This is a genomic window from Methanobrevibacter sp. (assembly GCF_050872065.1).
GTDB lineage: Archaea > Methanobacteriota > Methanobacteria > Methanobacteriales > Methanobacteriaceae > Methanocatella.
In genome coordinates this window covers 1-26,017 of record NZ_JBNMGD010000018.1, presented here as the reverse complement: position 1 = coordinate 26,017, position 26,017 = coordinate 1, and the positions used below count along the sequence as shown (strand labels likewise).

The following is a 26,017-nucleotide window of genomic DNA, read 5'->3' as shown; positions in this document are numbered from 1 at the left end:
ATCTTTATTATATATTAAAAATAAAAATTATCATATTATAAGTTAAATAATGATTGTGATAAAATGGCGAATAAATTTGTTAGAATTATTTTAATAGTTGTTTTATTTGTTATATTTTTTGAAGTAGGTCTTTTTAGTTCGTATACTATTGTTACTGCTGAAGCTCCTAATGTTCAAGGATTAATTGATATGCAAATACAGAAAATATCTTCTATTTTAAATCCTGAAAATGTTAATGAAGCTTTAATAAAAGATCCAACTCCAATCAATATTACTAATAAAAAAGATGTTGCGCTTGAAATGCAAGACTTATCGAAAGTTGATGGAGTTAATGTTGATTCAATGAATATAACTACACGTGATGATCCTGATGATGATAAAAATTTCACTGTAAGTATTGAAGCTTTAGGTTATGCTTCCCCTAATTCAACTTCAAGTCAAATTGTTATTAGTCAAGATCCATCTTATAAAATTATAGCTTCTGCGTCTGCATCTTATAGAAGTAATGGAATAATGGTTGATACAAATTCTATGACCATAACTTCAGTTTTGAAATTATATTAGTGGTAAAATGATTTATGTAATAGGTATTGGTCAAAATAGGGAAAATATGACATTAGGAGCTTTAAAAGCTATTGAAGAGTCTGATGTTATAATTGGTTATAAAAAATATATTGATCAAATTGAAGATTTAATTCAAGATAAAGAAATCATTAAAAAAGGTATGGGTGATGAAATAGTTAGAGCAGAATTTGCTATTCAAAAAAGCTTAGATGGTCAAACTGTTTCATTAATTAGTTCTGGAGACCCTGGTGTATTTGGAATGGCAAATGTATTATATCAGATTGTTAGTAAATATGAAGATATAGAAATAAAAGTTATTCCCGGTGTTTCAGCATTGAATTATACTTCTAGTTATTTGGGAGCACCTTTAAATGATTTTGCAGCTATTAGCTTAAGTAATATTTTAACTCCATTATCTGAAATTGAAAAGAAATTAAAACATGCTCTTAAAGCTGATTTAATAGTTGCAATTTATAATCCTATTAGTAAAACTCGTAAAGAACCATTTAGAAGATTTAAGCAATGTATTTTAGATATCAAGGATGAAAATACATTAATTGGAATTGTTGATAGTACATATACTCCTCCAAAGGAAACAATTGTTAAAATTAAAGATTTGACTGAAGATATGGTTAACATGTCTTGTACTTTAATTGTTGGAAATGATTTGACATATGTTCAAGATGGAAAACTTGTAACACCTAGAGGATATGTAATCAAATCTAATATTCATGAATTATCACAAAATCATTATAAAAAATTCTTGAATGGGGAAATTGCTATTGGTCCAAATAGGGAATGTGAATTTTATCCATGCCATTATGAGGGACAGTATTGTGATTTCTGTTATTGTCCATTTTATCCATGTGGAGATTCTTCAACAGGAGGAGAATGGATTAAAGGTAAGAATGTTTGGAATTGTAAAAATTGTACATGGTTACATAATAAAGAAAGTGTTGAATGCTTACGTCCATCTTTTGAAAAAATTTTTGAAGATATTGAAGATTTAAAATTAAAGAAAAAAACTTTATTAAAGCTTAGAAGGGCATGTCTATTAAAAAATAATCCAAATGATCTTTAGTGGTGTTTTAAGTGTCAATTAAAAATCTTTTAATAGAAATGAAAAATATGTCGGAACTTATGGTAGATTTAGCTTACTCAGCTGTTTTATTCAATAGTAAAGCTGCAGCTGAAGAGGTAATTACATTAGAAAATGAAGTTAATGCAATGAATTATGAAATTAAAAAGGAATCATTAGTTGCAGCACGATCATATGAAGATGCTGAAAAATTAACTGCATTACTTGAAATTGCAGAGGCTGCTGAAAGTATGGCAAATGCAGCAAAAGATTTAGCTGATTTAGTACTCACTGGTTTTAAACCACATCCCGTATTTAAAATGGTAATGGAAGAATCTGATAAAAGTATTGTTAGAGTTAAAGTTACTGAATCATCTGAATTATCAAATAATACATTAGGTGATTTACTTTTAGTCAATCGTACTGGTATGAAAGTAATTGCTATTAGAAGAGGTGTGTCTTGGATTTACGGTCCTGATAAAAATACTATGATTTTACCTAATGATATATTAATTTTAAAAGGTACTGATGAAGGTGCTGAATTATTGGAAAAACTTGCTTCTGGAACCTGTTCTTTTGAAGATATTCCAGAGGAATTAGAAGAGGATGAAGAGTGATTGAAATGATTATAGGTAGTGATATGTGTGAAAAAACAGCAGAAGATGATACGCAGCTCACTATCTGCTCGAAGATTATCTGAATTCTTCAGTGAGTATAATAATCGTATTATAAAAGAAGGATTACTTGCTCTTTTAATTTGTGCTGTTGGTGATTTAATAGCAGGTATTGTATTAGGTAGGATGACTTTTTTCTTTGAAACATTTCCAGGTTTATTAGTTGTTATTCCTGGAGCTATTGGAATGAGAGGAAATATTTTTGGATCCTTTGCTTCAAGGTTATCTACCAGTTTACACATAGGATTAATATCTCCACAATTTGAATTTTCAGAGGATTTAAATAATAATATCTTTTCATCATTTGTATTAACATTGATTTTATCAATATTTTTAGCTGTAATAGCTAAGATATTCTGTATTTTATTGCATTACCAATCAATGGCTTTAATTGACTTTATATTGATTTGTACAATTGCAGGATTACTTTCTAATTTAATCATGCTTCCAATTACAATGTTTGTTTCATTCAAAAGCTTTGAATATGGTTGGGATCCAGATAATATCACAAGTCCAATAATTGCAGGGTTTGGAGATTTATTTACTCTTCCAGCTATTATCGTTTCAATATTTATACTTAATGCATTGAACTTTAATTTAATAGTTAAGGATATAGTTTTAATATTAATGGTATTTGCAATTTTAATAAGTTTTATTTATTGTTATAGGTTATCTGATGAAACTAGAACTATTTTAAAACAATCTACTCCTATATTGTTTCTATGTTCCTTTTTAGGAGGTTCTGCTGGTGGGATTTTAAATAGTTCACTTGAAACATTACTCACAAATCCTAGTTTACTTACATTAATTCCATTATTCTCAGGAGAAAGTGGAAGTTTAATCAGTATTTTAGGTGCAAGATTATCATCAGGTCTTCATTCAGGTTTAATTGAACCATTATCAAAGCCTAAAGGCGAAACACTTCATAATTTTGGTATTTGTTTTATATTATGCATTATAATATTTCCTTTAATTGGAATATTAGCTGAAGTATCCTCAATTTCACTTGGAACAGTTGGTGTTGGCTTTGATAAGATAATTCCGATTAGTACATTATCAGGACTTATTTTAGTTTCAATAATGGTTTTTGTTGTTTATTACATTTCAACAGTTTCATATAATAATAATTTAGATCCAGACAATATTGTGATTCCGGTTTCAACCAGTGTAACAGATTCAATATCTAGTCTTGTCTTGATTTCAGTATCATTATTTATATTAGGTGCTTTAATTTAATACCAAGCCTTTAAGATGAATTGACATTCGTTTGTTTTAAAATAATCGTATTTTAGTTTGTTCTTATCAAAATTTTTAGGAATATTCACTAAAACAGCCTTGGCTTGAGGTTTTTTAAAGTGAATAAATACAATTGCACTTGTATCATCATAAAAATTGATTTTATCATTTAAATAAATTTTATCTGACATTGTATTTTCCCAATAGTTTTCTTTAGTAGCTTTTGTTGTGTCCACGATATATTTTAAATCATATTTTTCGCTACTGTCGATTAGTAAATAGTAATCTGAGCTTTTTAGATTTCCTTTAAAAACTTTAAAATAATTACAGCTGTGATATTCTTGATTATGATTGTGATTACATTTTCCATCATTTTGAAAGTCTTTTAGGACATATTTTTTATAAAAGTCACATTTTACTAATCTATTGACTGAAAATATGTTGTCTGACTCATCATCATGACCGATTTTTACACTTGAAATTAACCTCTTATTTGGGATTAATTCCATTGATGAATAAAGTTTTGATTTGAATATCTGCTCATCTACAAGCTTTTTATAGTTTTTTCCAAGTGATGCCAATTTTGAATAGGAAACACTGTTTGGAATAATTTCACCACCTTCATTTGTAATTGCAAGTCCAGGTGTTCCTTTATCATATTCAAACCATTTTTCTGGTACTCCTGGATTATTGATTAAGTTATCAACAATTTCACTAGTTAATATTTCCATATTTTTCTTTTCTTGTGTTTTGGTTATTTTATCTGTTGTATTCTCGTAAGATGATAAGATAGCCCCAAAAATCAATAGAACTATTAATAAAACCACTGTAATTTCTATAGTTATGCTTCCTTTATTATCCATCATTAATCAATCCGTATTTTTTTCTATGGGATGAATCTAAAATTAAGCTGTTCCAGTCATCTGGATTTATTTTTTTACCATTGTAATGGTCCGCAAATACAACATGGTCTGAACAGGATAATGTCTCATTTTTTATAGGGGTATGAGTCTGTATGAATACCTCAAAACCATAATGGGGACATTTTCCTTTTCCTTCAAGTCTACATAAATAACAGCTCCCATCTGCACTTTCATGGAAATATCCCTGCTTAAGGCAATCATCAAGTACTCCGGGATCTCCATGATGAATATATGGATCATATGGACATTTCTTAATGTATAATGGTGCTGTAGCTTCAATGTATGATTCAGGAGAGTCTAGATTATGTAATAGCATATATGCAGATAGTCCTGTTTTATAGTGTATTTGATTATCATAAGTTAAAATTCCGGATAGGATAGTTAATTTAGCAATTGGCAAAGGATCTCTTAAACCTTCAACAGATGCATTTTTTTCAATTATTTTAGAATATTTTTCGTTGTCTTTTTGAATGTTTAATTTAACTTTAAAAAGTATTTTCCATGGTGAATCAGTATTTTCTACAGATAGAACATCGGATATAATTTTTGCATCGTATTTTTCTTCATATTCTTTATTTTTCTTGTCTAAAACTTTATTTAGGTTATTTTTTATTTGTTTTTCACTATTTGTCACAGGTAGTCCGTTAAAAACTTTTTGTGTAGTCTTAGCTATTGCATCTCTTCCATAGATTTTTAAATTTTGTGTATAATCTTCAATAATATATTTGAAATTATCATTGGATTGGGAGTCAATATTTTCAGTTTGAATATAATTTATGGAGGTTATAACAAAAATACAAATCAATAATAATGAAACAATTAAAATTGCAGTTGCTCCTACAATTAAATTTCCTTTAGAGTCTATTTTCATTTTTAAAAATTTATGCTGAAATTTATAAATTTATTTTGTAAGTGCGACTATGTGATTTTGTGATGATGAGTATTACTTTTTTTTAATATGTTTAAAATTAATAATAAAAAAAATAATTATTTATATCATTTAATTATAAACTATACTTAATAGAAATATATGGAGGATTTACATGTCTGATACTGTAAGAACATGGCGTCATATTCAACAAAGATATAACCTCATTGGTACTAAATGTAACACTTGTGGTGAATTATTTTTCCCATCTCGTGTAGTTTGTCCTAATTGTAGAAGAAAAGGAGATCTTGAACCTTTCCAATTTTCTGGAAAAGGTAAAATTTATACATTTTCCGTAATTAGATCAGCACCAGATAGTTTTAAAAAAGTAGCTCCTTATGCTGTAGCGGTAATTGAGCTTGAAGAAGGAGCAAAATTAACTTCACAACTTGTAGATTGTGATGTTGATGATCTTGAAATTGGTGATGATGTTGAAATGGTATTTAGAAAAATAAGAGAAGATGGAAAGGACGGAGTTATCTCTTATGGATATAAATTCAAAGTTATCAAATAATACTGGTGTAATTTTAGTAAGCCATGGTAGTACTTTACCATTTGCAGAAGAAGTATTTACAGAAATTAAAGAAAAATTCATCAAAAAAAGTGGTTTAGCTGCTGAAATTGGTTATATGAAAGTTTCTGAACCTACTATCGCTGGTGCTGTTGAAATATTAAAGGAACAAGTCGATGATTTAGATAATATTATTGCACTTCCAGTGTTTTTAGCTCCTGGAATCCATACAAATATTGATATTCCTCAATTATTAGGTCTTGAACCTTTAGAAGTTGATCCTAGGTGTCCTGATGGAAATTATCCTGCAGATCATTATTTATCAATAGCTAAAGATATTGAGTTTGATGGTAAAATAGAGTTATTAAGTTCAATTGGGCCACGTGATGAACTTTTAGAGATTATTAATAAAAGGATTGATGAAGCTTTACTTGAATCTAAGTTAAATGATGATGCAAAAACTGGTATTCTACTTGTTACCCATGGTTCTAGATTAAATTATAACAAGGAATTTGCTACTGCATTATATGATAAATTTGAAAAAAATTGTGATTTACCATCTAGTTTTGGATTTATGGAATTATGTGGACCTAGTATTCCTGAATCTATTAATAAGTTAGTAGATGAAAATGAACTTGAGAGATTAGTTGTTGTTCCAGTATTTATTGCTCCTGGAATGCATACAACTCATGATATTCCACATATCTTAGGATTTTTAGATAATCATGAACATTCCCATGGACATAGCCATGGTCATAATCACACTCATGATTTGACTCCAGTTGATTTCGATGGTGAAATCCTCTATCCAGAACCTATTAAAGCAGATGATATCTTAATAGATATTTTAATTAAAATGGTTAATGAAAAATTATAATTTTTCATATTTTTTTTGAAAAATTATTTTTTAAAGATAACTTAATAAAATTTAATAATAAATTGATTTGAAGGATATATATGATTGATAAAAAAACAGGAATTTTACTTTTAAGTCATGGATCTAGATTAAAAGATGGCGAAGAAGTAATTAAAGCTTATAAAGAAATGTATCAGGAAGAATTTCCGGAAGCTATTGTTGAATATGGTTTTATGGAAATTAGAAAACCAAGCATATCTGATTCTATTAAAGCTTTAACTCAAAAAGCTGATTTAGAAAAAATAATTGTTGTGCCTGTATTTGTTGCACATGGATTACATACTAAAAGAGATATTCCAAAGTTACTTGGTATTGAAAGTGATTTTGAAGAAGAGGATGTTCATCATCACCAACATAATCACCATAATCACGGACATCATCACCATCACCATCATGACCATGAGGAAGATGTTGTTGAATTTGATGGTGAAATCATTTTAACTGATCCTCTTGGTGTTGACAAGCGTATGTATGAAATTATTAAAGACAGAGTTTCAGAACATTTATAATTCTGAAACATTTTACTTATTTTTTTGTTGTTTCACTTGAAATACTATTTAATTTTAAAGATTTATATCTCTATAAGAATATTTATTTAATCTAAAATTTATACTATATTCATGACTAAAATCTCAGATATTGGTGAAAAAGAATTAGTTAGATATATTATAGCTAATTCAGAAGAAATAATTCCAGATGATACTGCAATAACTCATTTAGAAGGTTTAAATTTGATTTCAACATGTGATATGCTTATTCAGTCTAGGCATTTTCCAGAAAACATGTCATTTTTTGACATGGGATTTAAAGCTGTCACAGTCAATGTAAGTGATTTAGCAGCAATGGGGTCTAAACCATTAGGATTTTTATTATCAATGGCCTTACCTAAAGATTTGGAAGTGGATTCTTTTAAAGAGATTATTAATGGTGTTTTAAAAGCATGTGACATTTATTCAATTCCATTAATCGGGGGAGATACAAATGAAGCATCTGAGATTATAATTTCTGGAACTGCATTAGGGTTATGTGATAAGCCATTAATGAAAAATTCTTATAAAAAAGGCGATTTGATAGCGATTACGGGGGATATTGGGCTTGCCGCACTTGGATTTAATTTAGATATTGAAGATAAGAATATTTATACTGAAAAGGTTTTAAAGCCAAGGGCTAGAATCAAAGAAGGAGAAGTTTTAAAAAAATATGGTGCTACATCTGCTACAGACATTACCGATGGTCTTGCAAGTGAATTGTATGAGATTAAACAAGACGGATTTGGATTTATGATTCATGAAGAGCTTATGGGAATATCTGATGAATATAAAAATATGGCAAGTAATCTTAATTTAAATTATTTAGACTTGGTTTTATATTTTGGTGAAGACTTTGAGCTTATTTTTACAATTTCTGAAGAGGATATTAAAAAATTACCAATTGAATATAAAGTAATTGGTGTTGTAAATGATTCTGATATTGTTGAAATCACTTTAGAAAATGGAATAATTGAAGAAATTGAAAATAAAGGTTATGAGCATTATGTTAGTGAGTAATGATTTGTATAAAAAGAGTTCTAAAACACAGAAAATAAGATGTGAAATTTGTGCAAATTACTGTAAAATAGCTGAAGGTAAATATGGAGTTTGTGGCCAACATAAAAATATCAATGGGGAGTTATTTGATGAATCATATGGTATCGTTTCATCTTTAAGTCCAGATCCTATTGAAAAAAAGCCTTTAAATAAATTTTTACCAGGTACCTTTACATATTCAATCGGTGGTTTTGGGTGTAATATGGGATGTTTGCATTGCCAGAACTATATGATATCTAAAGAATATGATAAGTATTCAAGAAGTATTAAGATAACACCAGAAGAGATTGTGAAAAATGCAATTAAATATAATTGTAAGTCAATTGCTTGGACATATAATGAACCTACTATACACTTACCGTTTAATAAGAAAACTTCTTTGCTTGCAAAACAAAAAAACTTGAAGGTAATTTATGTAAGTAATGGATACTTTTCGAATAAGTCCATCGAAGAGGTTTTAACATTCGTTGATGCTTTTAATATAGACTTGAAATCTATGTCAGAGAATTTTTATAAAAAGATTTGTGGAGCGGATTTGGATGTTGTTCTTGATAATTTGAGAAGAATTTATGGAGAAGGAAAACATTTGGAAATTACAAATTTAATTATTAATGAGTATAATGATTCAATAGAAGAGATTAATGATTTATGTGATTTTGTTGTTAATGAATTGGGTTCAGAAGTACCACTTCATTTCTCAAGAGCTTTTCCTTATTATATGATGAACGATATTTCCCCAACAAACCATGAAATCCTGTTTAAAGCACGTGATATCGCACATGAAAAAGGAATTGTTAATGTTTATTTAGGCAATATTTAAAAAAAGTAATTAAAAAGTTAGTTATTCTGAAAAACTAACTCTTTCGAATTTTTCAAGTGTTTTAAGTGATTTAGTTGCATCTACTCCTATTTTAGTAGTAGTTCCATCACTTTCAGCAACAGGATCAAGAGAAGATCCACGTACATTAGGAACAATCATAATGTCTTTATCACCTTTAACACGTGTAGCTATTGCATATTCAACATCTTCAGCATCAAATACATTAACGTCTGTATCTACAACAACACAGTGTTTAAGTGAAGGATGAGCAGATAATGCTGCCATAATAGCATTTTTACCATCACCTTCTGTCTGTTTATTAATTGAAACAACAGAATGTAACCAACAACAACCTCCTTCAGTCAAAACAACATTTTCAACTGTAGGAACTGCATTTTTAACAGATTTGAATATTCTTGGTTCTTGTGGAAGGCCTTGTAATAATTTATGTTCAAATCCTGCTGGTAAAATTGCATGATAGCAAGGATTATCCTTTTTGATGTGCATTTTTTCTAAGTTAATAATTGGTTGCTCACGAATAATATCATAAGTATCAGTTAAATCGACAAATGGGCCTTCAGAAATAGTTTCTGTTACTGAAATTTTACCTTCAAGGATTATGTCTGCTTGTGGGACTTCTAAATCTCCACATTTGATTAATTCAAGTTCACCATTTTTAAAGGCATTTGCAACTTCCATTTCATTGTAATCAATAGGTATTGAAGTAGTACTTGCAAGTAAAATTGCAGGATCCATTCCAATAGCTATTGCAATTTCCAAGTCTTTATCTTCTTTTTGAGCGTTTTTAAAATAGGTGTAAAGATTTCTAGGGACAATCCTAATGACTAGTCTTTTGTTATCAAGCACCATCATTCTATGGATTGATGCATTTTGAATTCCAGTCACTGGGTCACGTGCAAACACTACACCTGAGGTAATGTAAGCCCCGCCATCTCTTGTATAATGGGTTAAAATAGGAATTTTATCTAAATCAATATCTAATGTTTCATATTGAGAAAAATCAGTATATTTATTTATTTCAATTGGGTTTTCCATAGCTTCGATGATTTTTTCAGTAATTTCAGAAACTTCACAATTAATGGATTTTGCGATTTTGTCTCTAGTGTTACATATTCCTGAAATAACCGGAATATCGAAACCTTTTACATTTTTTATAATTACAGTGTCTTTTGGATATTTTCTTAAAATTTTTGCTACTTCAAACTCGCTTGAAAGCTCTTCAGTAATTTCTATAATGTTTTCATCTTTTAATATCATACTATCCCTATAAATTAATTTTTTTGTTTTTTAGTTTTCCAAGAAGTTCTGTAATAGAAGGATTATCAATAGATAGGATTTCTGCTGCAAGAACTGCTGCGTTTTTACTATTATTTATTCCTACGGTTGCAACAGGAACTCCTGGTGGCATACTAACTGTGGTAAGCATATAATTATCCCCATTTTCATTAGTACAAGGAACACCAATTACAGGCCTATCAGTAAGACCTACAATTCCTCCAGTTACTTGAGAAGAGTTAGAGCTAATTCCAATGAATATTTTAGCGTTTTTCATTGATTTAACATAATTTGTAAATTTTTGAGTAGATCTGATTGGACAGACAACTTTGATATCATGTGAAATTTTAAGTCTGCTTAATATTACTGAAACTTTTTTTGCAATGACAACATCGGTTTGTCTTCCAACAATAATTGCGACGGTAGCATCACTATTTTTACAATCAGGTTTTTCTTCATTCACTTCAACATCATTAATATTGAGGTCTTTAATTCTTAAAAAATCGTTTTGGAGGAATTTTTTATCTTCAATTTTTTGTACAATTTCCTCGTTACTATTTTTAACTTTTAAAGCATATTCTTTTCTTAAATTGATTACTTTTTGACGTACTTTTTCATCATGAAGTCCAATAAATTGTGCAGCTAGTATTGCAGCATTATCTCCTCTATCAATTCCTACGGTAGCAATTGGGGAGGGATAAGGCATTTGGACAATGGATTCTAATGCATCAATACCTCCTGTTTTAACATCTACAGGTACACCTATAACAGGTCTTGGTGTATAAGCTGCAATTGCACCAGGTAAGTGTGCAGCAAGACCTGCAATACCAATGAATACTTCAATTCCAGCATTGGTACCTTGAATAACAATTTCACGAACTAAATTAGGTGTTCTGTGAGCTGATGCGATTTTTAAACTATAGGGTATTTCTAGTTTTTCTAATATTTTCATACTTTTTTCAGCTATAGCGATATCTGATCCACTTCCAAGAATAATCATTATCTTTGGTGTCATTAAAAATCCTCTATTATCATTTGTTTATTAACTATTAATTATTGATTTTAAAATATATAACATTAAAGTATCATTGAGAGGTTAATTCTATTTCTTTTTAAATCAATGTCTAAAACTTTTACATCAACGATATCTCCGATGCTGACGATATCAAGTGGATGTTTTACAAATTTGTCTGCAACTAATTGTGAAATATGAACCAGTCCATCTTGATGAACTCCAATGTCAACAAATGCTCCAAAGTCTACGATATTTCTAACAGTTCCCTGCATTATCATGCCTATTTCTAAGTCTTCAATTGACAATACATTCTTTCTAAGCATAGGTTTTGGCATGTCATCACGAGGGTCTCGTCCAGGTTTTTTAAGTTCTTTAATAATGTCCTTTAGTGTTTCTTGACCAACATTTAATTCATCTGAAATTTTTTTGATGTTAATATTATCTAATTTTAAGTTTGTGCTTCCAATATCGTTGACACTATAATTAAGTTTTTCAAGTAGTTTATAAGTAGTATCATATGATTCAGGATGTATTGTGGTATTATCAAGAGGATATTCTGGGTTTTTAACTTTAATAAATCCTGCACATTGTTCATATGTTTTTTTACCAAGTTTTTTAACTTTTAATAATTCTTTTCTAGAGTTAAAGCTTCCGTTTTCTTCCCTATATTTTATAATATTCTTAGCAGTGGCATTTCCGATTCCTGAAACGTAATTAAGTAAGCTTACGGATGCAGTATTTAAATCCACACCTACTTCATTCACTACTTTTTCAACAACTCCAGTTAATGATTGAGTTAATAATTTCTGATTCATGTCATGCTGGTATTGTCCAACACCAATGGATTTTGGATCAATTTTTACTAGTTCTGCTAATGGATCTTGAAGTCTTCTGGCAATTGAAATAGCACTTCTTTCTCCTTCGGAAAAATCAGGAAATTCTTCATCAGCATATTTTGAAGCTGAATAAACGGATGCACCAGCTTCATTTACGATGATATATTCTACTTTGGTATTTTTAATTATTTCAGCAACGATTTCTTCTGATTCTCTTGAAGCAGTTCCATTTCCAATAGCTATTACATTAATGTTGTATTTATTAATTAATTTCCGAACGGTTTCAATTGATTCTTTAACTTTATTTTGAGGTTGTGTTGGATAAATTAATGCAGTATCAAGAACTTTTCCTGTTTCATCGATGATTGCTAGTTTACATCCTGTTCTGAAAGCAGGGTCCCATCCTAATATGGTTTTTCCAACAAGAGGACTTTCCATTAATAGCTGATTTAAATTCTTTGCAAATACTTCAATTGATTTTTCTTCTGCTTTTTCGGTTAGGTAATTTCTAATTTCCCTTTCTATTGCAGGTGAAATCAATCTTTTATAAGCATCTTCAACAGATTCTTTGATAATTGATGTTGTATGGGGATTATATTCGATTTTTTCAGGAATTTGTGAGATGTTTTTTAGAATATGCCTATTTAGATATTCAATTATTTCATCAATATCACATGTGATTTTACATTTAATTACTCCTTCTTTTTCTGCCCTATTAATCGCTAGAATTCTGTGTGGAGGTATTTTTTTAATGTTTTCTGAGTAATTATAATAAATGTCGTATTCAGTTGATTCTTCTTTATTTTTAGATTTTGTTTCGATTTGACCTGTATAAAAAGTATTTTGCCTAATTTTTTTTCTAAATTCAGAGTTATCTGAAATTTCTTCAGCAATAATGTCCTGTGCACCTTGAATTGCTTCTTTAGGAGTCTTAATTTCTTCAGTTATGTAATTTTGAGCAATAGTTTCTATGTTTTCTTTAGTTTCCTGTTTTAATATTATTGATGCTAAAGGTTCAAGACCTTTTTCACGAGCTTTTGTTGCTCTTGTTTGTTTTTTAGTTTTGTATGGTCTGTATAAATCTTCAAGTTCAACTAGTGTTTTTGAATTGATAATATTATTTTTTAAGGTATCATCTAATTTTCCAAGCTCATCTATCCTTTTAATAGTCTTTTCTTTTTTATCTTCTAAATTTCTAAGATATTTTAATCTTTCATCAAATTTCCTAAGGGTAACGTCATTTAATGAACCAGTAACATCTTTTCTATATCTTGCAATGAATGGTATTGTATTTCCATCATCAATTAATTGGATTACTTTATTAACTTGCCAATTAGATAGATTCAATTCTTTTTCGAGTGTTTTTGCTATCATTTTTTCACATAAATTAATTTAAATATACTATTGTTATTTTTAAGATTAATTTAATCTTTCTATTTTATATGTTATAAAAAATATAACTAATACTATAATAAGTAACGGTGAATTTTAATGTATTGGTTTTTTGTAATTCTTTCTTTTTTGCTTGCGGGTGTAAAAGCTCAAAAACCTAATAAATATAAAAAAGTTTCAGTTATCATTCCTGCATTTAATGAAGAAGATACTGTGGCTAAGGTCATACAAGTAGTCAAGAAAGTATCGTTTGTTGATGAAATCATTGTTGTTAATGATGGATCATCGGATAATACAGAAGAAGAGGCTTTAAAGGCTGGAGCTATTGTAATTAATCATGATATTAATAAAGGAAAAGGGGAAGCTTTAAAAACAGGATATAAATATTCTGAATGTGATATTATTGCATTTATTGATGCGGATATTTATAACTTAACATCTAGTAAAGTTGAATCAATGATTAAACCTATTTTGGATGGTAAAACAGATATTACTAAAACTAAATTTTCTCGTGCAAGTGGGCGTGTTACTGAACTTACGGCTAAACCGTTACTCAACTTTTTCTTCCCGGAAATTTCATTTGAACAGCCGTTAAGTGGTCAATTTGCAGCACGTAAGGAAGTTTTAAAGAAGATTAATTTTGAAAGTGATTATGGTGTGGACGTTGGTATTGTTATTGATGCTGATGTTTTGGGAATTTCTATCATGGAAGTTGATATTGGTGCTATTGAACATGATATGTCTTCACTTTCTGATTTGAATTTGATGGCTAATGAAGTTGTACGAACAATTATCGGCCGTGCTAATAAGTACGGAAGAGTTACAATGATTGATGATATTGGTTATTATATTAGAATGGCTATTGTTGGTTTGTCTTTAGTGATTCTTGGATTATTTACAATTTTCTTTGTAAAATTTGTTCCATTGGCTATAGGAGTCATAATTTCAATCATTGGTGTTTTAATTGCAATTTTTTACATTATTAAAGTGATTATTAAATCAATTGTAATGTTTAAAAAGGCACGGGGAAGTAGTTTGGTAAAATCTTTTGTTAAGATTCATTTTCCAATGATTATTTCAATAATAATATTGCTTCTGATGATTTCAACATTTATTGGTGCAGCAAACTTTGATCATGGTGTTTTATCAATTGAACCTAACTCTAGAAATTTAATAATTTATGCTGATGATTCTCCACAAGACACAATCTCCGTAAGGGGACCATACACTATTGATACTGCAATCGAAAATGAATCTAATCAAATACGTATGCCTTCGGATGCAATGATGACGCTGGATGTTGGTGTTAATGACACAATTAAATTAGGAGATACTATCTATAAAATCAATGAAACTAGATTTGGGGAACCTGATATTTTAAGGTTGCCTATTGAAGTTAAAAAATTATTACATGTTAAAAATGGTGAAGTAATCCAAAATAGTCGTTTAAAAGATGTTTTTGATGGTTCTTTAATTACTCATGCCTATGAATACAATAATACAACAATTAAGGAAAAATATTTTATTTTATCAAATGAAAAACAGTCTTCTAAATATGAAATATGTTTGGATAATGAATCTATTGTATCCTCATACGGTTGTTTTAAAAATAATGGAACATATGATATCTTCTTAGATGGAAGTTATGTAACTTCCTTTGATTATGAGGATAATTTAACTAAATCTTTTGAATATGGTAGGCATAATATAACAATGGTATTTAGTGATACAAATTCCACTTCAATTAAACAGTTTATCAGTGGAAATCAAGGTAATTTCCTAAATTTTAATTTTAAAAAATAGTATAAATCTAAAAGGAATAATTTCTTTTAGATTTATTTATCATATGCTTTTACAGCTTCTTCAACATCATCATAAAGACCTAAAGCAGCAAGAGCACCAACTTTTCCTTGTTCGCCTGTAACAGCAATTAATGGAATATTTAATTCTTCTGCAATTGATTCTGCAGTTTCGACATTCATCATTCCAGATTTTGTAGCTATTGAATACTCTCTTAATTTTTTAGGAATTTCTAAACCTTCTAAAATAGCAATTGCAGTTTTATCGGATAAAGTGTCCCTTTTAAGAATTTCAATAACTCTGTTTATTAACTCTTCTTTTTTAGATTCTTCAACGGCAAATGTTAATGCAATGGATACACAGTTTTGAGTTTTATGTGGATTATGTGGGTATAATTGGACAATAATATGGTCTAAGTATTCAAAACCTTCATTTTCAAGTTCAACACCTAAATTATGGGCCATTGTCCAAGTAGCTCCAGCATCTTTAACATCTGTATCATCAATACCAATTACTACTTTTTCAAGTTTTGGGGTAACAACTGTAGCTTTTCCAGCTTTTGAACCTCCTCCAACTTGAATAAGTTCAATGTATTTAACGCCCTCACCCATTCCTCTACACATTCCAGCTCCGACACCAGCACCAGCAAGTCCGCTGTGAGTTATTTTAACTTCATCACCATCAACAACAATTTCATCAATTCCTGCTGCATTAAAACTTGCTTTAAGGTCTAATGGTGCTTTACCAACATGACATTTATAGACATGTTTATTGCCGTCACGGTAAGCTGAATCAATTAACTCAGAATTGTTTCTGTATTGATTTAATAACCAATGTGAACCGGAGATACATGGGTGATATTCAACGAGTTCTACTTTATCTCCTTCCACCATTGTTAATACTTTTTTGTATGGTGCAATCCATGGGTCGTTAAATTTTTCTCGTAATTCATTAGGTTTTAATATTTCCATGTAATCATCTATTCGTCTAATTCACTTAATCTATCGCACATTTTGATAGCTGCTTCAACTGCACTTTTTGCATTTTTAACACGTCTATGAGCATCTAGTCTAGTCATTCCAGGACCAGTAATACCAAGTGCTACTGGAGTATCGTATTCTAATGCTAAATCAGCAATTTTACGAGAAGCATGTTGTGCTACAATTTGATCGTGGTCGGTTGCACCTTCGATTACAGCGCCTAATGTAACAAGTGCATCATATTTTCCTGATTTTAATAATTTTTTAATTACAAGGGGCATATCGAATACACCAGGAACAGCAACTACTTTTGTAATTTCGCAGTCTCTGTTTTTTGCTTCTGCTTTTGCGAGTTCTAACATCATTTGTGTAATATCATAATTAAATTCTGCAACTACTGCTGCAATTTCATATTTTACCATTTTATCTAACCTCTATATTTTTTTACATACTTCCACTAAATAATGTGAGAAGGAATCCAGCAACCCCACTTATCACCATAATAAATATGATAAAAAGTGCTGCAAATTGTATTTTTGTTAATTTTTTAAAGTTCATGAATCTATCTCCATTTTATAAATTATTTTTAACTTCCTCAGCTAGTTCCATAGTGGTTGCAGAACCGCCTAAATCGCAAGTTAAACTATTAGCATTATTAAGTACTTTCAATATTGCATTATCAAATTTATCAGCTGCTTCATTTTCACCAAGATATCTAAGCATCATTATGGCTGAAAGCATCATAGCTATTGGGTTGGCTTTACCTTGACCTGCAATGTCTGGTGCTGAACCATGAACAGGCTCAAATAATGCTGCATTTTCACCTATATTGGCAGATGGTATTAAACCAAGTCCTCCAACAAGACCAGCACCTTCGTCAGAAAGTATATCTCCAAAAAGATTTGTGGTTACGATTACATCAAAGCTTTCTGGTTTTGTAATAAGATACATTGCGGTTGCATCTACGTAATAATCCTCAGTTGCAATTTCAGGATATCTTTTAGCAACTTCATAGAATACCTCTTTAAATAAACCATCACTTTTTTTTAATACATTAGCTTTGTGAACACCAGTTACTTTACTTTTATTATTTTCTTTTGCATATTTAAATGCATAGTCAATAATACGTTCTTCTGCTTCACGTGTAATAATACGTCTAGCTACTGCACCTTCTTCAGTATAATCTTCTTCACCCGCTATATATAATCCTTCAGTATTTTCACGTACTATCATGAAATCTATATTATCAGATAATGAATTAGTGTTTGGATAGGATTTTACGGGCCTTAAGTTAGCAAACATTCTCATTTCTTGACGTATTTTAACAATTACGTCTGCTGCGGTTTCACCTGCTGCACCAAATAAACAAGCATCAGATTTTCTAATAATTTCTAATGTTTCATCAGGTAATGCAGTACCATTTTTTTCAAGACATTCATCACCTGCTTGTGCATAAATATACTCAAAGTTTATGTTTAAAGCATCTAAAACATATATTGCTGCTTCCATTACTTCATTACCTATGCCATCACCAGGGATAACAGCAATTTGATATTTATCTTTTGTTTTTGAGGTATTCAATTAAACCACCTTGTTCTAATATTTCTAACATGAATGGAGGTAATTTTTTAAAAGTGAGTATTTCCCCATCCTGAGATTTTATAGTTGCTTTGTCCAAATCAATTTCAATTTCGTCTCCATCTTCTATAAATTTACTAATTCCTGGAGCTTCTAATAGTGGAATTCCAACATTTGTAGCATTTCTATAAAATATTCTTGCAAAAGATTCAGCAATGATAGCTGATACTCCGGCACCTTTAAGTGCTATTGGGGCATGTTCTCTTGAGGAACCACATCCAAAGTTGGTTCCTGCAACAATAAAATCACCTTTTTTACATTTTTTGTTAAATTCAGAATCTAAACCTTCCATACAATGTTTGGATAATCTTTCTTCATCAGTATAAATTAAGTATCTTCCTGGAATGATAATGTCTGTATCAATATCATTTCCGAATTTCCATGCTGTTCCTTTCATATTATTTACTCCGGAGCTACAATTTTTCCTTCAATTGCTGAAGCAGCAGCAACAGCAGCAGAGGATAAAAATACTTTTCCATCTGGACTTCCTTGTCTTCCTTTAAAGTTTCTATTGGAAGTGGATAAACTTACCTCGTCTGGTCCGATAATTCCTGTGTGTCCTCCGAGGCATGGACCACAACATGGAGCGGATACAAGCGCACCAGATTCAACGAATATTTTAATTAGTCCTTCATCTAATGCTTTTAAATATATTTCTCTGGATGCTGGGATAACTAACATTCTAGTGTCTTTAGCTATCTTATTGCCTTTTAATATTTTAGCAGCATCTCTTAAGTCACTTAATCTACCATTAGTACAGGAACCTAAAAATACTTGATCAATTTCTTGGTCTACTTCACTAATTGGCTTTACATTGTCTACATTATGGGGACAAGCAATTTGAGGTTCTAAATCACTAATGTCAATGTCAATAATGTCAAGTGAAGATGAATCCAAATCGGTTTTAAATATTTTATAAGGTTTATTAGAACGTTTTTCAACATAATCAATTGTCTTTTGATCAGGTTCTACTAAACCAGTTTTTCCACCCATTTCAATTGCCATATTGCACAATACCATTCTATCTGAAACACTCATATTTGATATAGTTTCACCGGCAAATTCACAGGCTTTGTAAGTTGAACCATCAGCACCCATTTGACCAATGATATATAAAATAACATCTTTTGCATAGACATTTTCTTTTAAATCTCCAGTAATGTTAAACCTATTTGTTTCAGGCACTTTAAACCATAAATTACCTTCGGCAAATACCATTGCCATATCTGTTGATCCAATGCCTGCTGAAAATGCTCCTAATGCTCCATGAGTACATGTATGGGAATCTGCACCTACAATTACTTCTCCAGGTACTACATGGCCTTGTTCTGGTAAAATTTGGTGGCAAACTCCAGCATTAACATCATAAAAATTTTTAATATTATATTTTTTAACAAATTTTCTCATAATTATATGATTATTAGCTGAATCGATAGAATCTGCAGGAACTTGGTGATCAAAAGGAATGATGATTTTTGATGCATCCCAAACATTTTTAGCTCCAATTTTTTCAAAAGATTCTACTGAAAGAGGCCCAGTTAAATCATGTGTCATTGCCACATCAATATTTGCAATAACTATGTCTCCAGCTTCTATATTATCTTTCCCTGAAGCTTTAGCTAATATTTTTTCTGACATTGTTGGCATATTATACCCCTTTTTATTAATGATAAATATATGTTTATTATAAAATATAAAATGATTGTTTTATTTATTAAAAATTTAATTTTTATAGATTTATATAATATGTTTATCAAAAATATATAGTATGAGTAACTCAATTTTTAAAAGATTTAAAAAAAAAGAAACTCCTGTAATTGAGGAAAAACCTCCTATTTTGGAAGATAGAATTTTTTGGGTTTCAACTTTACAAAAAATTGCTTTTCCTGTATTAAATAATTTATCAAGAGATTCTCTTAAAAAAAACATGCCTATTGAATCTATTTCTGCTGATAATCATCAATCTGCTTATTTTGATGCTTTTGTCAGAATATTCAATGGAATTGCACCTTGGTTGGAACTTGGTGTAGATAATTCTGAAGAAGGTAAAATTCGTGAGAAATATATTTATTTAACACTAAAATCTATTTCTAATGCTATTAATCCAAAGAGTAATGATTATATTTTTGTTGTGGAACCTAAACAATCTTTAGTTGATGTTGCTTTATTTGCTCAAGGATTACTTAGAGCTAAAAATCAAATTTGGCTTAATTTACCTATTAATATTCAAGCTAGAATAATTAGAGATCTTAAAAGTACAAGAATCATAGCTCCTTATGAAAATCATTGGTTATTATATACTTCAATGATTGAAGCTGCTCTTTTAGAATTCACTGGTGAATGTGATAAGGAACGTTTGGTTTATGGTGTTCGTAAGTTTAGAGATGAGTTATATATTGGAGATGGGATGTATAGTGATGGTGAAGATTTTGAATTAGGTTATTATAATAGCTTATTTATTCATCCTATGCTTAATGATATTTTAATGGTAATGAGGAAATATAGTTTGGAAGATGGTGAATTCTTAGATGTTCAATTAATGAGGTCTTCAAGATTAGCATCACAGCTTGAAAGAGTTATTTCACCTGAAGGAACTTATCCATTAATTGGAAAATTTTTATCTTATCGTTGTGGTATTTTCCATTCAATGGCACAAGCTACTTTATTTAAAATATTGCCAAGAAATATTAATCCAGCTCAAGTTAGATCTGCTCTTACAAAAGTTTTAAAAACTCAATTTGAATCGTATGATAATTTCAATTCTAATGGATGGTTAATTATTGGTTTAAATGGTTCACAGATAGATATTTCTGAGGATACTACTAACACAGGAACTCTTTACTCATGTTGTTCACTTTTTTTACCATTAGGTTTAAAAATGGATGATATATTTTGGAAATCTCCTTCTGCGGAATGGAGTAGTCTTAAAGCATGGAGTGGCCATCTAATTGAAAGAGATCAACCTATTAATTTCTAGTTTAATTCATATAAGTTTCCATAATTATATAATTTAATTTCAGATGGAACTTCTTTTATTATATTTTTTGTATCAAAGATTACTGGATTTTCCATACTATTTTTTATTAAATCATAGTCTAAATCTTTAAATTCATCATGGTCACATAGTACTAAAATTAAATCACTGTTTTTTACTACTTCATTAAATGTTACATAATTAGGATTTTCAATGTGAGGGTCATGGATTAGAATATCATAATCACTACTTAATTTAGCTATTATTTCATAAGCAGGACTTTCCCTATCATCATCTGTATTTCCTTTATAAGAAACACCTAAAACAGATATTTTACCTTTTTTAATAATCTTTCTAACATTATCACAAACAAAATCTGGCATTGAATTGTTTGTATCTCTTGCTAATTTGATGATTTTTGCAGTTTCAGGAGCTTTCGCATAAATAAAATATGGATCAATTGCGAGGCAGTGTCCTCCAACACCTGGTCCCGGAGAATGAAGGTTAACTCTTGGATGTTTATTTGCCATTTGAATTACATCAAGTGCATTAACACCAATCTCTGCACAAATTTTTGTAAGTTCGTTTGCAAGTGCAATATTTACATCTCTAAATGTATTTTCCATACATTTTGATAATTCAGCTGTTTTTGCTTCAGTAAGTATTAATTCTCCTTCAACAAATTGTCCATAAACTTCACTTGCTTTTTCAGCACATTTAGGTGTGACTCCACCAATAATTCTATTATTGTTGACTAATTCATGCATTATTTGTCCTGGAAGAACTCTTTCTGGGCAATGTGCAAGATATAAATCCTTTCCAATAGTAAATCCTGCTTCTTCAAATATTGGTTTTATTTGTTCATCAGTTGACATTGGAGCGATTGTAGATTCGATAATGACAGTATTTCCCTTTTCTAAAAATGGTATTATGGAGTGACATGCATCAATAACATAACTTAAATCACAACTATAATTCTCAACAACATATGGTGTTGGTACAGTAATAATAAATGCATTGGCTTTTTGTGGGGTTAAACTGGCTATATATGTTTCTTTTTCTACTGCATTTTTAATTAGGTCTTCTATTCCTGGTTCTTCAATGTGAACTATTCCTTTGTTTAAATTATTAATTATTTTTTCAGAAATGTCTACTCCAACCACATTACAATGACTTTTTGAAAAAAGTGCTGCAGTTGGAAGTCCAATATATCCTTGACCTATTATACATACTTTCATGATGTTAACTCCAATTCTTAAATATAAATATAATATTTGTTAAAACTAATATTAATATTCTAAGTGGTTAATATGAAAATTTTAATAACTGGTTCTAATGGAATGTTGGGATATGATTTACAAGAAGTTTTAAAGAATAATCATGAATTGATACTTACAACTTCTAAAACATTAGATATAACTGATAAAAAACATACAATGGAGTTTATTTTAGATAAGAAACCAGATATTGTTATTAATGCAGCAGCATATACTGATGTTGATGGATGTGAGGAAAATCAAGATGTTGCTTATGCTGTTAATGGAGAAGGTGTTAGGAATTTAGCTCTTGCATGTAAGGAAATTGATTGTACTCTTGTTCATATAAGTACTGACTATATTTTTAATGGGAAAAAGGATGAACCATGGGTTGAAGATGATGAAGTTGGTCCAATAAGTATTTATGGTAAAAGTAAACTTAAAGGGGAAGATGCTATTCTGGAAATACTGGATAAGTATTTTATTGTGAGAACTGCTTGGTTGTATGGTATTAATGGTAAAAATTTTCCTAAAACTATGATTGAACTTGCAAAAAATCACTCTGAAATCACTGTTGTCTATGATGAAGTTGGAACACCTACTTACACTCTAGATTTAGCTAAAGGTATTTCTGAGTTAATAGAAACTGATTTTCATGGTATTTATCATTTAACTAATTCTGGAAGTTGTTCTTGGTGTGAATTTGCAAGATACATATTTGAAGTAGCCAATATTGATGTTAAAGTAATTCCTGTTACTGCATTGGAATTTGCCCGTTCTGCACCGCGTCCTAATTATTCTGTATTAAAAAATAAAAACTGGATTAACAAGGGTTTTAATCCACTTAGGAGTTATAAAGAAGCTATTAAAGAATATATTGAGAGAATTTTATGATTGTTCATGTAAAATTCAATTGATTAATCCAGATAAATATATTTTAAGATGCCTAGAATGAAATTTTTCAAATCTAAAATAGTATATTAGTTATAAAAAATATATTTAATAGTGATTATTATGAAAGGTATAGTACTTGCAGGTGGTTCTGGGACTCGTCTTTATCCTATTACAAAAGCAGTTTCAAAACAATTATTGCCTTTATATGATAAACCAATGATTTATTATCCTATTTCTGTATTAATGCTAGCAGGAATTAAGGATATATTAATTATTTCAACTCCTAGAGATTTACCCATGTATAAAGATCTTTTAGGTGATGGGGCAAGTTTGGGAATTAAGTTTTCATATGCTATTCAGGAAAATCCTAATGGGCTTGCAGAAGCATTTATAATTGGTGAACAATTCATTGGTGATGATAATGTAGCTTTAATTTTAGGAGATAATGTATTTCATGGTCATAGATTTACAGAAGTCCTTAAAAGAGCAACCCAATTGGATGAAGGTGCAGTGATATTTGGTTATTACACAAATAATCCAGAAGATTTTGGTGTTGTTGAGTTTGATGATGAGTGGAATGTACTCTCAGTTGAGGAAAAACCAGAAAATCCTAAGTCAAATTATATTGTACCGGGTCTTTATTTTTATGATAATAAAGTCATTGAAATAGCTAAAAATATCAAACCTTCCAGTAGGGGTGAGGTTGAGATTACTTCTGTCAATGAAGAGTATTTAAAACGTGGAAAACTTAAAGTTGAACTCTTAGGAAGAGGTATGGCTTGGCTTGATACTGGAACTCATGAAGGGCTTTTAGAAGCAGCAAACTTTATTGAAACTGTTCAAAAAAGACAGGGTTTGTATATTGCTTGTCTTGAAGAAATTGCTTATTTAAATGGATATATTGATGTAAAACAATTGTTGAAGACTGCAGAAGAACTTAAAAAAACTGATTATGGACAATATTTATTTAATTTAGCTAAAAAGTGATTTTATGGGAAAGTTTAAGTTTATGGAAACTGGTATTGGAGGAATGTTTGTAGTAGAACCCACTGTCTTTGAAGATAATAGAGGATATTTTATGGAAACATATCATGAAAAGGAGTTTAAAGATGCCGGCTATGATTTGACTTTTGTTCAGGATAATCAGTCAAAATCAACAAAAGGAGTTTTAAGGGGTCTTCACCTACAAGTCAAATATCCTCAAGGTAAATTAGTTCGCGTTATTAAAGGAGAGGTATTTGATGTTGGGGTTGATTTAAGAGCTGATTCTCCTACTTATGGTAAATGGTTTGGAACTATTTTATCTGATGAAAACAAAAAACAGTTATTTATTCCACCAAAATTCGCTCATGGATTCTTGGTATTGTCAGATGAGGCTGAATTTGTATATAAATGCACAGAATTCTATCATGGTGAAGATGAAAGTGGAATTAGATGGGATGATGAGGATATAGCTATTGATTGGCCATTAGATGACATTGATGAGATAATTTTATCTGATAAAGATAAAGAATGGTTAAGCTTTAAAGATTCTAAAATTAAATATGAGTGATTATATGTCAAAAATACTTGTTACTGGTGGAGCAGGATTTATTGGGAGTAATTTTGTTAGATATATGGTTAATAAATACTCAGATTATGAAATTATAAATTTAGATGCTTTAACATACTGTGGAAACCTTGAAAATTTAAAGGATATCGAAAATAAAGATAATTATTCATTTGTTAAAGGTGACATTAGGGACAAGAAAATAGTTGATGACTTGGTTAAACACTGTGATTACATTATTAACTTTGCAGCTGAAAGTCATGTGGACAGGAGTATAACTGATCCTGAAATTTTCATTAAATCAAATGTTTTAGGAACACAGGTTTTATTAAATGCTGCTAAAGAGTACGGTGTGGAAAAATACATCCAAATTTCGACTGATGAAGTTTATGGTACTCTTGGAAAAACAGGATATTTTACAGAAAACACTCCTTTACAACCTAACAGTCCTTATTCAGCTTCAAAAGCTGGAGGAGATTTAATAACTCGTGCTTATGGTGAAACATTTGATTTACCAATAAATATTACTCGCTGTTCTAATAATTATGGACAGTATCAATTTCCTGAAAAACTAATTCCATTAATGATTTCAAATGCTTTGGAAAATAAAAAATTACCGGTTTATGGTGATGGTAAAAACATTAGGGATTGGTTACATGTTCATGACCACTGTCAAGCTATTGATTTGGTATTGCATGAAGGTAAACTGGGTGAAGTTTATAATATTGGTGGAAATAACGAAAAAGAAAACATAGAAATCGTTAAATTAATATTGAGTCAGTTAAATAAGGATGAATCCTTAATTGAATTTGTAACAGATAGGTTAGGTCATGACAGGCGTTATGCTATTGATTCTAGTAAAATTCAAGAAGAATTGGGATGGCATCCTAAATATACCTTTGAAACTGGAATTAAAGAAACAATCCAATGGTATTTAGATAATCAGAACTGGATTAGTCAAGTTAAAAGCGGACAATATCAAGAGTATTATAATAAAATGTATGTTAATAGGTAACTTTTACACTTGAACTCTATCTCTTTTTTATTTATTCTTTAGTATATTGTTCATTTTTCTTTTATTTTATCTACTTAAAATTGATTTTTTTTAATTTTTAGAATAATATTTAGAATATTAAGATAATTATATATAT

General features: G+C 29.8%; 26 protein-coding genes. 15 read left to right on the top strand and 11 right to left on the bottom strand.

Features of this window, described 5'->3' with window-relative positions; all coding sequences use genetic code 11:
- Nucleotides 1-63 precede the first annotated feature (63 nt).
- Genes ACR0P1_RS04005 through ACR0P1_RS03990 form a run of 4 tightly spaced genes read left to right on the top strand, consistent with a single transcriptional unit; the run spans nt 64 to nt 3,552 of the window.
- Complete coding sequence (locus ACR0P1_RS04005) at nt 64-564, top strand: hypothetical protein (protein ID WP_432645119.1); 501 nt, start codon at nt 64-66, stop codon at nt 562-564.
- 7 nt (nt 565-571) lie between these two features.
- Nucleotides 572-1,645, top strand: coding sequence for a precorrin-3B C(17)-methyltransferase (cobJ, locus tag ACR0P1_RS04000; protein WP_432645118.1), 1,074 nt, complete (start codon nt 572-574; stop codon nt 1,643-1,645).
- Nucleotides 1,646-1,656: 11 nt separating this feature from the next.
- Nucleotides 1,657-2,259, top strand: coding sequence for a potassium channel family protein (locus tag ACR0P1_RS03995; RefSeq protein ID WP_432645117.1), 603 nt, complete (start codon nt 1,657-1,659; stop codon nt 2,257-2,259).
- A gap of 27 nt (nt 2,260-2,286) precedes the next feature.
- Nucleotides 2,287-3,552, top strand: a complete 1,266-nt coding sequence (locus ACR0P1_RS03990) for a magnesium transporter (RefSeq protein ID WP_432645116.1) — start codon at nt 2,287-2,289, stop codon at nt 3,550-3,552.
- On the opposite strand, the gene ACR0P1_RS03985 is transcribed toward ACR0P1_RS03990, so the two are convergent.
- Nucleotides 3,549-4,418, bottom strand: coding sequence for a type II secretion system protein (locus ACR0P1_RS03985; protein ID WP_432645115.1), 870 nt, complete (start codon nt 4,416-4,418; stop codon nt 3,549-3,551). The genes ACR0P1_RS03990 and ACR0P1_RS03985 overlap by 4 nt on opposite strands.
- The gene (locus ACR0P1_RS03980; RefSeq protein ID WP_432645114.1) at nt 4,408-5,346 is read right to left on the bottom strand and encodes a hypothetical protein; all 939 of its coding nucleotides are present in this window, start codon (nt 5,344-5,346) and stop codon (nt 4,408-4,410) included. The genes ACR0P1_RS03985 and ACR0P1_RS03980 overlap by 11 nt, the downstream gene beginning before the upstream one ends.
- Nucleotides 5,347-5,518: 172 nt before the next feature.
- Between ACR0P1_RS03980 and ACR0P1_RS03975 the strand changes: the two genes are divergently transcribed.
- The 5 genes from ACR0P1_RS03975 to amrS all read left to right on the top strand — a co-directional run bounded on the left by ACR0P1_RS03975 (nt 5,519) and on the right by amrS (nt 9,236).
- Complete coding sequence (locus tag ACR0P1_RS03975; RefSeq protein WP_432645113.1) at nt 5,519-5,917, top strand: Zn-ribbon domain-containing OB-fold protein; 399 nt, start codon at nt 5,519-5,521, stop codon at nt 5,915-5,917.
- Complete coding sequence (gene cfbA, locus ACR0P1_RS03970) at nt 5,889-6,791, top strand: sirohydrochlorin nickelochelatase (RefSeq protein WP_432645112.1); 903 nt, start codon at nt 5,889-5,891, stop codon at nt 6,789-6,791. Before ACR0P1_RS03975 ends, cfbA (ACR0P1_RS03970) begins: the two co-directional genes overlap by 29 nt.
- Before the next feature lie 80 nt (nt 6,792-6,871).
- Entirely contained in the window at nt 6,872-7,339 is a 468-nt protein-coding gene (cfbA, locus tag ACR0P1_RS03965) for a sirohydrochlorin nickelochelatase (protein WP_432645111.1), read from the top strand.
- Nucleotides 7,340-7,450: 111 nt separating this feature from the next.
- A complete protein-coding gene (gene thiL, locus ACR0P1_RS03960) occupies nt 7,451-8,377 on the top strand; it encodes a thiamine-phosphate kinase (RefSeq protein ID WP_432645110.1) in 927 nt (308 codons plus the stop codon).
- Nucleotides 8,364-9,236 (top strand): AmmeMemoRadiSam system radical SAM enzyme, encoded by an 873-nt coding sequence (gene amrS, locus ACR0P1_RS03955; protein WP_432645120.1) that lies wholly within the window; start codon nt 8,364-8,366, stop codon nt 9,234-9,236. The genes thiL and amrS overlap by 14 nt, the downstream gene beginning before the upstream one ends.
- A gap of 21 nt (nt 9,237-9,257) precedes the next feature.
- Here the strand turns inward: amrS and ACR0P1_RS03950 are convergent, their stop codons facing one another.
- From ACR0P1_RS03950 to ACR0P1_RS03940, 3 genes are all read right to left on the bottom strand, one after another.
- Nucleotides 9,258-10,514 carry a UbiD family decarboxylase gene (locus ACR0P1_RS03950; RefSeq protein WP_432645109.1) on the bottom strand — a complete coding sequence of 419 codons (1,257 nt, stop codon included), beginning with the start codon at nt 10,512-10,514 and terminating at the stop codon, nt 9,258-9,260.
- 7 nt (nt 10,515-10,521) lie between these two features.
- Nucleotides 10,522-11,547: a 5-(carboxyamino)imidazole ribonucleotide mutase gene (gene purE / locus ACR0P1_RS03945; RefSeq protein WP_432645108.1), complete on the bottom strand. Its 1,026-nt coding sequence runs from the start codon at nt 11,545-11,547 to the stop codon at nt 10,522-10,524.
- A gap of 62 nt (nt 11,548-11,609) precedes the next feature.
- The gene (locus tag ACR0P1_RS03940) at nt 11,610-13,757 is read right to left on the bottom strand and encodes a Tex family protein (RefSeq protein WP_432645107.1); all 2,148 of its coding nucleotides are present in this window, start codon (nt 13,755-13,757) and stop codon (nt 11,610-11,612) included.
- A 117-nt stretch (nt 13,758-13,874) separates the two neighbouring features.
- Between ACR0P1_RS03940 and ACR0P1_RS03935 the strand changes: the two genes are divergently transcribed.
- A complete protein-coding gene (locus ACR0P1_RS03935; RefSeq protein WP_432645106.1) occupies nt 13,875-15,578 on the top strand; it encodes a glycosyltransferase in 1,704 nt (567 codons plus the stop codon).
- A gap of 32 nt (nt 15,579-15,610) precedes the next feature.
- On the opposite strand, the gene mmp11 is transcribed toward ACR0P1_RS03935, so the two are convergent.
- From mmp11 to hacA, 5 genes are all read right to left on the bottom strand, one after another.
- On the bottom strand, nt 15,611-16,546 hold the full coding sequence (gene mmp11 / locus ACR0P1_RS03930; protein ID WP_432645105.1) for a methanogenesis marker protein 11: 936 nt from the start codon (nt 16,544-16,546) through the stop codon (nt 15,611-15,613).
- A gap of 8 nt (nt 16,547-16,554) precedes the next feature.
- Nucleotides 16,555-16,977, bottom strand: coding sequence for a 6,7-dimethyl-8-ribityllumazine synthase (gene ribH, locus ACR0P1_RS03925; protein WP_432645104.1), 423 nt, complete (start codon nt 16,975-16,977; stop codon nt 16,555-16,557).
- 151 nt (nt 16,978-17,128) lie between these two features.
- Nucleotides 17,129-18,136: an isocitrate/isopropylmalate family dehydrogenase gene (locus ACR0P1_RS03920; RefSeq protein WP_432645103.1), complete on the bottom strand. Its 1,008-nt coding sequence runs from the start codon at nt 18,134-18,136 to the stop codon at nt 17,129-17,131.
- A complete protein-coding gene (locus ACR0P1_RS03915) occupies nt 18,111-18,590 on the bottom strand; it encodes a 3-isopropylmalate dehydratase small subunit (RefSeq protein WP_432645102.1) in 480 nt (159 codons plus the stop codon). Before ACR0P1_RS03915 ends, ACR0P1_RS03920 begins: the two co-directional genes overlap by 26 nt.
- 5 nt (nt 18,591-18,595) lie before the next feature.
- Nucleotides 18,596-19,840 (bottom strand): homoaconitase large subunit, encoded by a 1,245-nt coding sequence (hacA, locus tag ACR0P1_RS03910; RefSeq protein ID WP_432645101.1) that lies wholly within the window; start codon nt 19,838-19,840, stop codon nt 18,596-18,598.
- 121 nt (nt 19,841-19,961) lie between these two features.
- On the opposite strand from hacA, the gene ACR0P1_RS03905 reads away from it, so the two are divergent.
- Nucleotides 19,962-21,170 carry a DUF2264 domain-containing protein gene (locus tag ACR0P1_RS03905; protein WP_432645100.1) on the top strand — a complete coding sequence of 403 codons (1,209 nt, stop codon included), beginning with the start codon at nt 19,962-19,964 and terminating at the stop codon, nt 21,168-21,170.
- Here ACR0P1_RS03905 and ACR0P1_RS03900 read toward each other — a convergent pair.
- Complete coding sequence (locus tag ACR0P1_RS03900) at nt 21,167-22,405, bottom strand: nucleotide sugar dehydrogenase (RefSeq protein WP_432645099.1); 1,239 nt, start codon at nt 22,403-22,405, stop codon at nt 21,167-21,169. The genes ACR0P1_RS03905 and ACR0P1_RS03900 overlap by 4 nt on opposite strands.
- 72 nt (nt 22,406-22,477) lie before the next feature.
- Here ACR0P1_RS03900 and rfbD point away from each other — a divergent pair, with 72 nt between their 5' ends.
- From rfbD to rfbB, 4 genes are all read left to right on the top strand, one after another.
- Nucleotides 22,478-23,317 carry a dTDP-4-dehydrorhamnose reductase gene (rfbD, locus tag ACR0P1_RS03895; protein WP_432645098.1) on the top strand — a complete coding sequence of 280 codons (840 nt, stop codon included), beginning with the start codon at nt 22,478-22,480 and terminating at the stop codon, nt 23,315-23,317.
- A gap of 120 nt (nt 23,318-23,437) precedes the next feature.
- Nucleotides 23,438-24,304 carry a glucose-1-phosphate thymidylyltransferase RfbA gene (gene rfbA, locus ACR0P1_RS03890; RefSeq protein ID WP_432645097.1) on the top strand — a complete coding sequence of 289 codons (867 nt, stop codon included), beginning with the start codon at nt 23,438-23,440 and terminating at the stop codon, nt 24,302-24,304.
- Nucleotides 24,305-24,308: 4 nt separating this feature from the next.
- On the top strand, nt 24,309-24,869 hold the full coding sequence (gene rfbC, locus ACR0P1_RS03885) for a dTDP-4-dehydrorhamnose 3,5-epimerase (protein ID WP_432645096.1): 561 nt from the start codon (nt 24,309-24,311) through the stop codon (nt 24,867-24,869).
- A gap of 4 nt (nt 24,870-24,873) precedes the next feature.
- Nucleotides 24,874-25,881, top strand: a complete 1,008-nt coding sequence (gene rfbB, locus ACR0P1_RS03880) for a dTDP-glucose 4,6-dehydratase (RefSeq protein WP_432645095.1) — start codon at nt 24,874-24,876, stop codon at nt 25,879-25,881.
- The last annotated feature ends 136 nt before the right edge of the window (nt 25,882-26,017 follow it).

Coding starts and splice junctions, on each gene's coding strand:
- mmp11 (WP_432645105.1), bottom strand. CDS start 16,546: ATGGAAATATTAAAACCTAATGAATTACGAGAAAAATTTAACGACCCA.
- ACR0P1_RS03985 (WP_432645115.1), bottom strand. CDS start 4,418: ATGATGGATAATAAAGGAAGCATAACTATAGAAATTACAGTGGTTTTA.
- cfbA (WP_432645112.1), top strand. CDS start 5,889: ATGGATATAAATTCAAAGTTATCAAATAATACTGGTGTAATTTTAGTA.
- ACR0P1_RS03900 (WP_432645099.1), bottom strand. CDS start 22,405: ATGAAAGTATGTATAATAGGTCAAGGATATATTGGACTTCCAACTGCA.
- amrS (WP_432645120.1), top strand. CDS start 8,364: ATGTTAGTGAGTAATGATTTGTATAAAAAGAGTTCTAAAACACAGAAA.
- ACR0P1_RS03935 (WP_432645106.1), top strand. CDS start 13,875: ATGTATTGGTTTTTTGTAATTCTTTCTTTTTTGCTTGCGGGTGTAAAA.
- rfbD (WP_432645098.1), top strand. CDS start 22,478: ATGAAAATTTTAATAACTGGTTCTAATGGAATGTTGGGATATGATTTA.
- purE (WP_432645108.1), bottom strand. CDS start 11,547: ATGACACCAAAGATAATGATTATTCTTGGAAGTGGATCAGATATCGCT.
- rfbC (WP_432645096.1), top strand. CDS start 24,309: ATGGGAAAGTTTAAGTTTATGGAAACTGGTATTGGAGGAATGTTTGTA.
- ACR0P1_RS03915 (WP_432645102.1), bottom strand. CDS start 18,590: ATGAAAGGAACAGCATGGAAATTCGGAAATGATATTGATACAGACATT.
- hacA (WP_432645101.1), bottom strand. CDS start 19,840: ATGCCAACAATGTCAGAAAAAATATTAGCTAAAGCTTCAGGGAAAGAT.
- ACR0P1_RS03940 (WP_432645107.1), bottom strand. CDS start 13,757: ATGATAGCAAAAACACTCGAAAAAGAATTGAATCTATCTAATTGGCAA.
- cobJ (WP_432645118.1), top strand. CDS start 572: ATGATTTATGTAATAGGTATTGGTCAAAATAGGGAAAATATGACATTA.
- ACR0P1_RS03975 (WP_432645113.1), top strand. CDS start 5,519: ATGTCTGATACTGTAAGAACATGGCGTCATATTCAACAAAGATATAAC.
- ACR0P1_RS03905 (WP_432645100.1), top strand. CDS start 19,962: ATGAGTAACTCAATTTTTAAAAGATTTAAAAAAAAAGAAACTCCTGTA.
- ACR0P1_RS04005 (WP_432645119.1), top strand. CDS start 64: ATGGCGAATAAATTTGTTAGAATTATTTTAATAGTTGTTTTATTTGTT.
- ACR0P1_RS03980 (WP_432645114.1), bottom strand. CDS start 5,346: ATGAAAATAGACTCTAAAGGAAATTTAATTGTAGGAGCAACTGCAATT.
- cfbA (WP_432645111.1), top strand. CDS start 6,872: ATGATTGATAAAAAAACAGGAATTTTACTTTTAAGTCATGGATCTAGA.
- rfbB (WP_432645095.1), top strand. CDS start 24,874: ATGTCAAAAATACTTGTTACTGGTGGAGCAGGATTTATTGGGAGTAAT.
- ACR0P1_RS03950 (WP_432645109.1), bottom strand. CDS start 10,514: ATGATATTAAAAGATGAAAACATTATAGAAATTACTGAAGAGCTTTCA.
- rfbA (WP_432645097.1), top strand. CDS start 23,438: ATGAAAGGTATAGTACTTGCAGGTGGTTCTGGGACTCGTCTTTATCCT.
- ribH (WP_432645104.1), bottom strand. CDS start 16,977: ATGGTAAAATATGAAATTGCAGCAGTAGTTGCAGAATTTAATTATGAT.
- thiL (WP_432645110.1), top strand. CDS start 7,451: ATGACTAAAATCTCAGATATTGGTGAAAAAGAATTAGTTAGATATATT.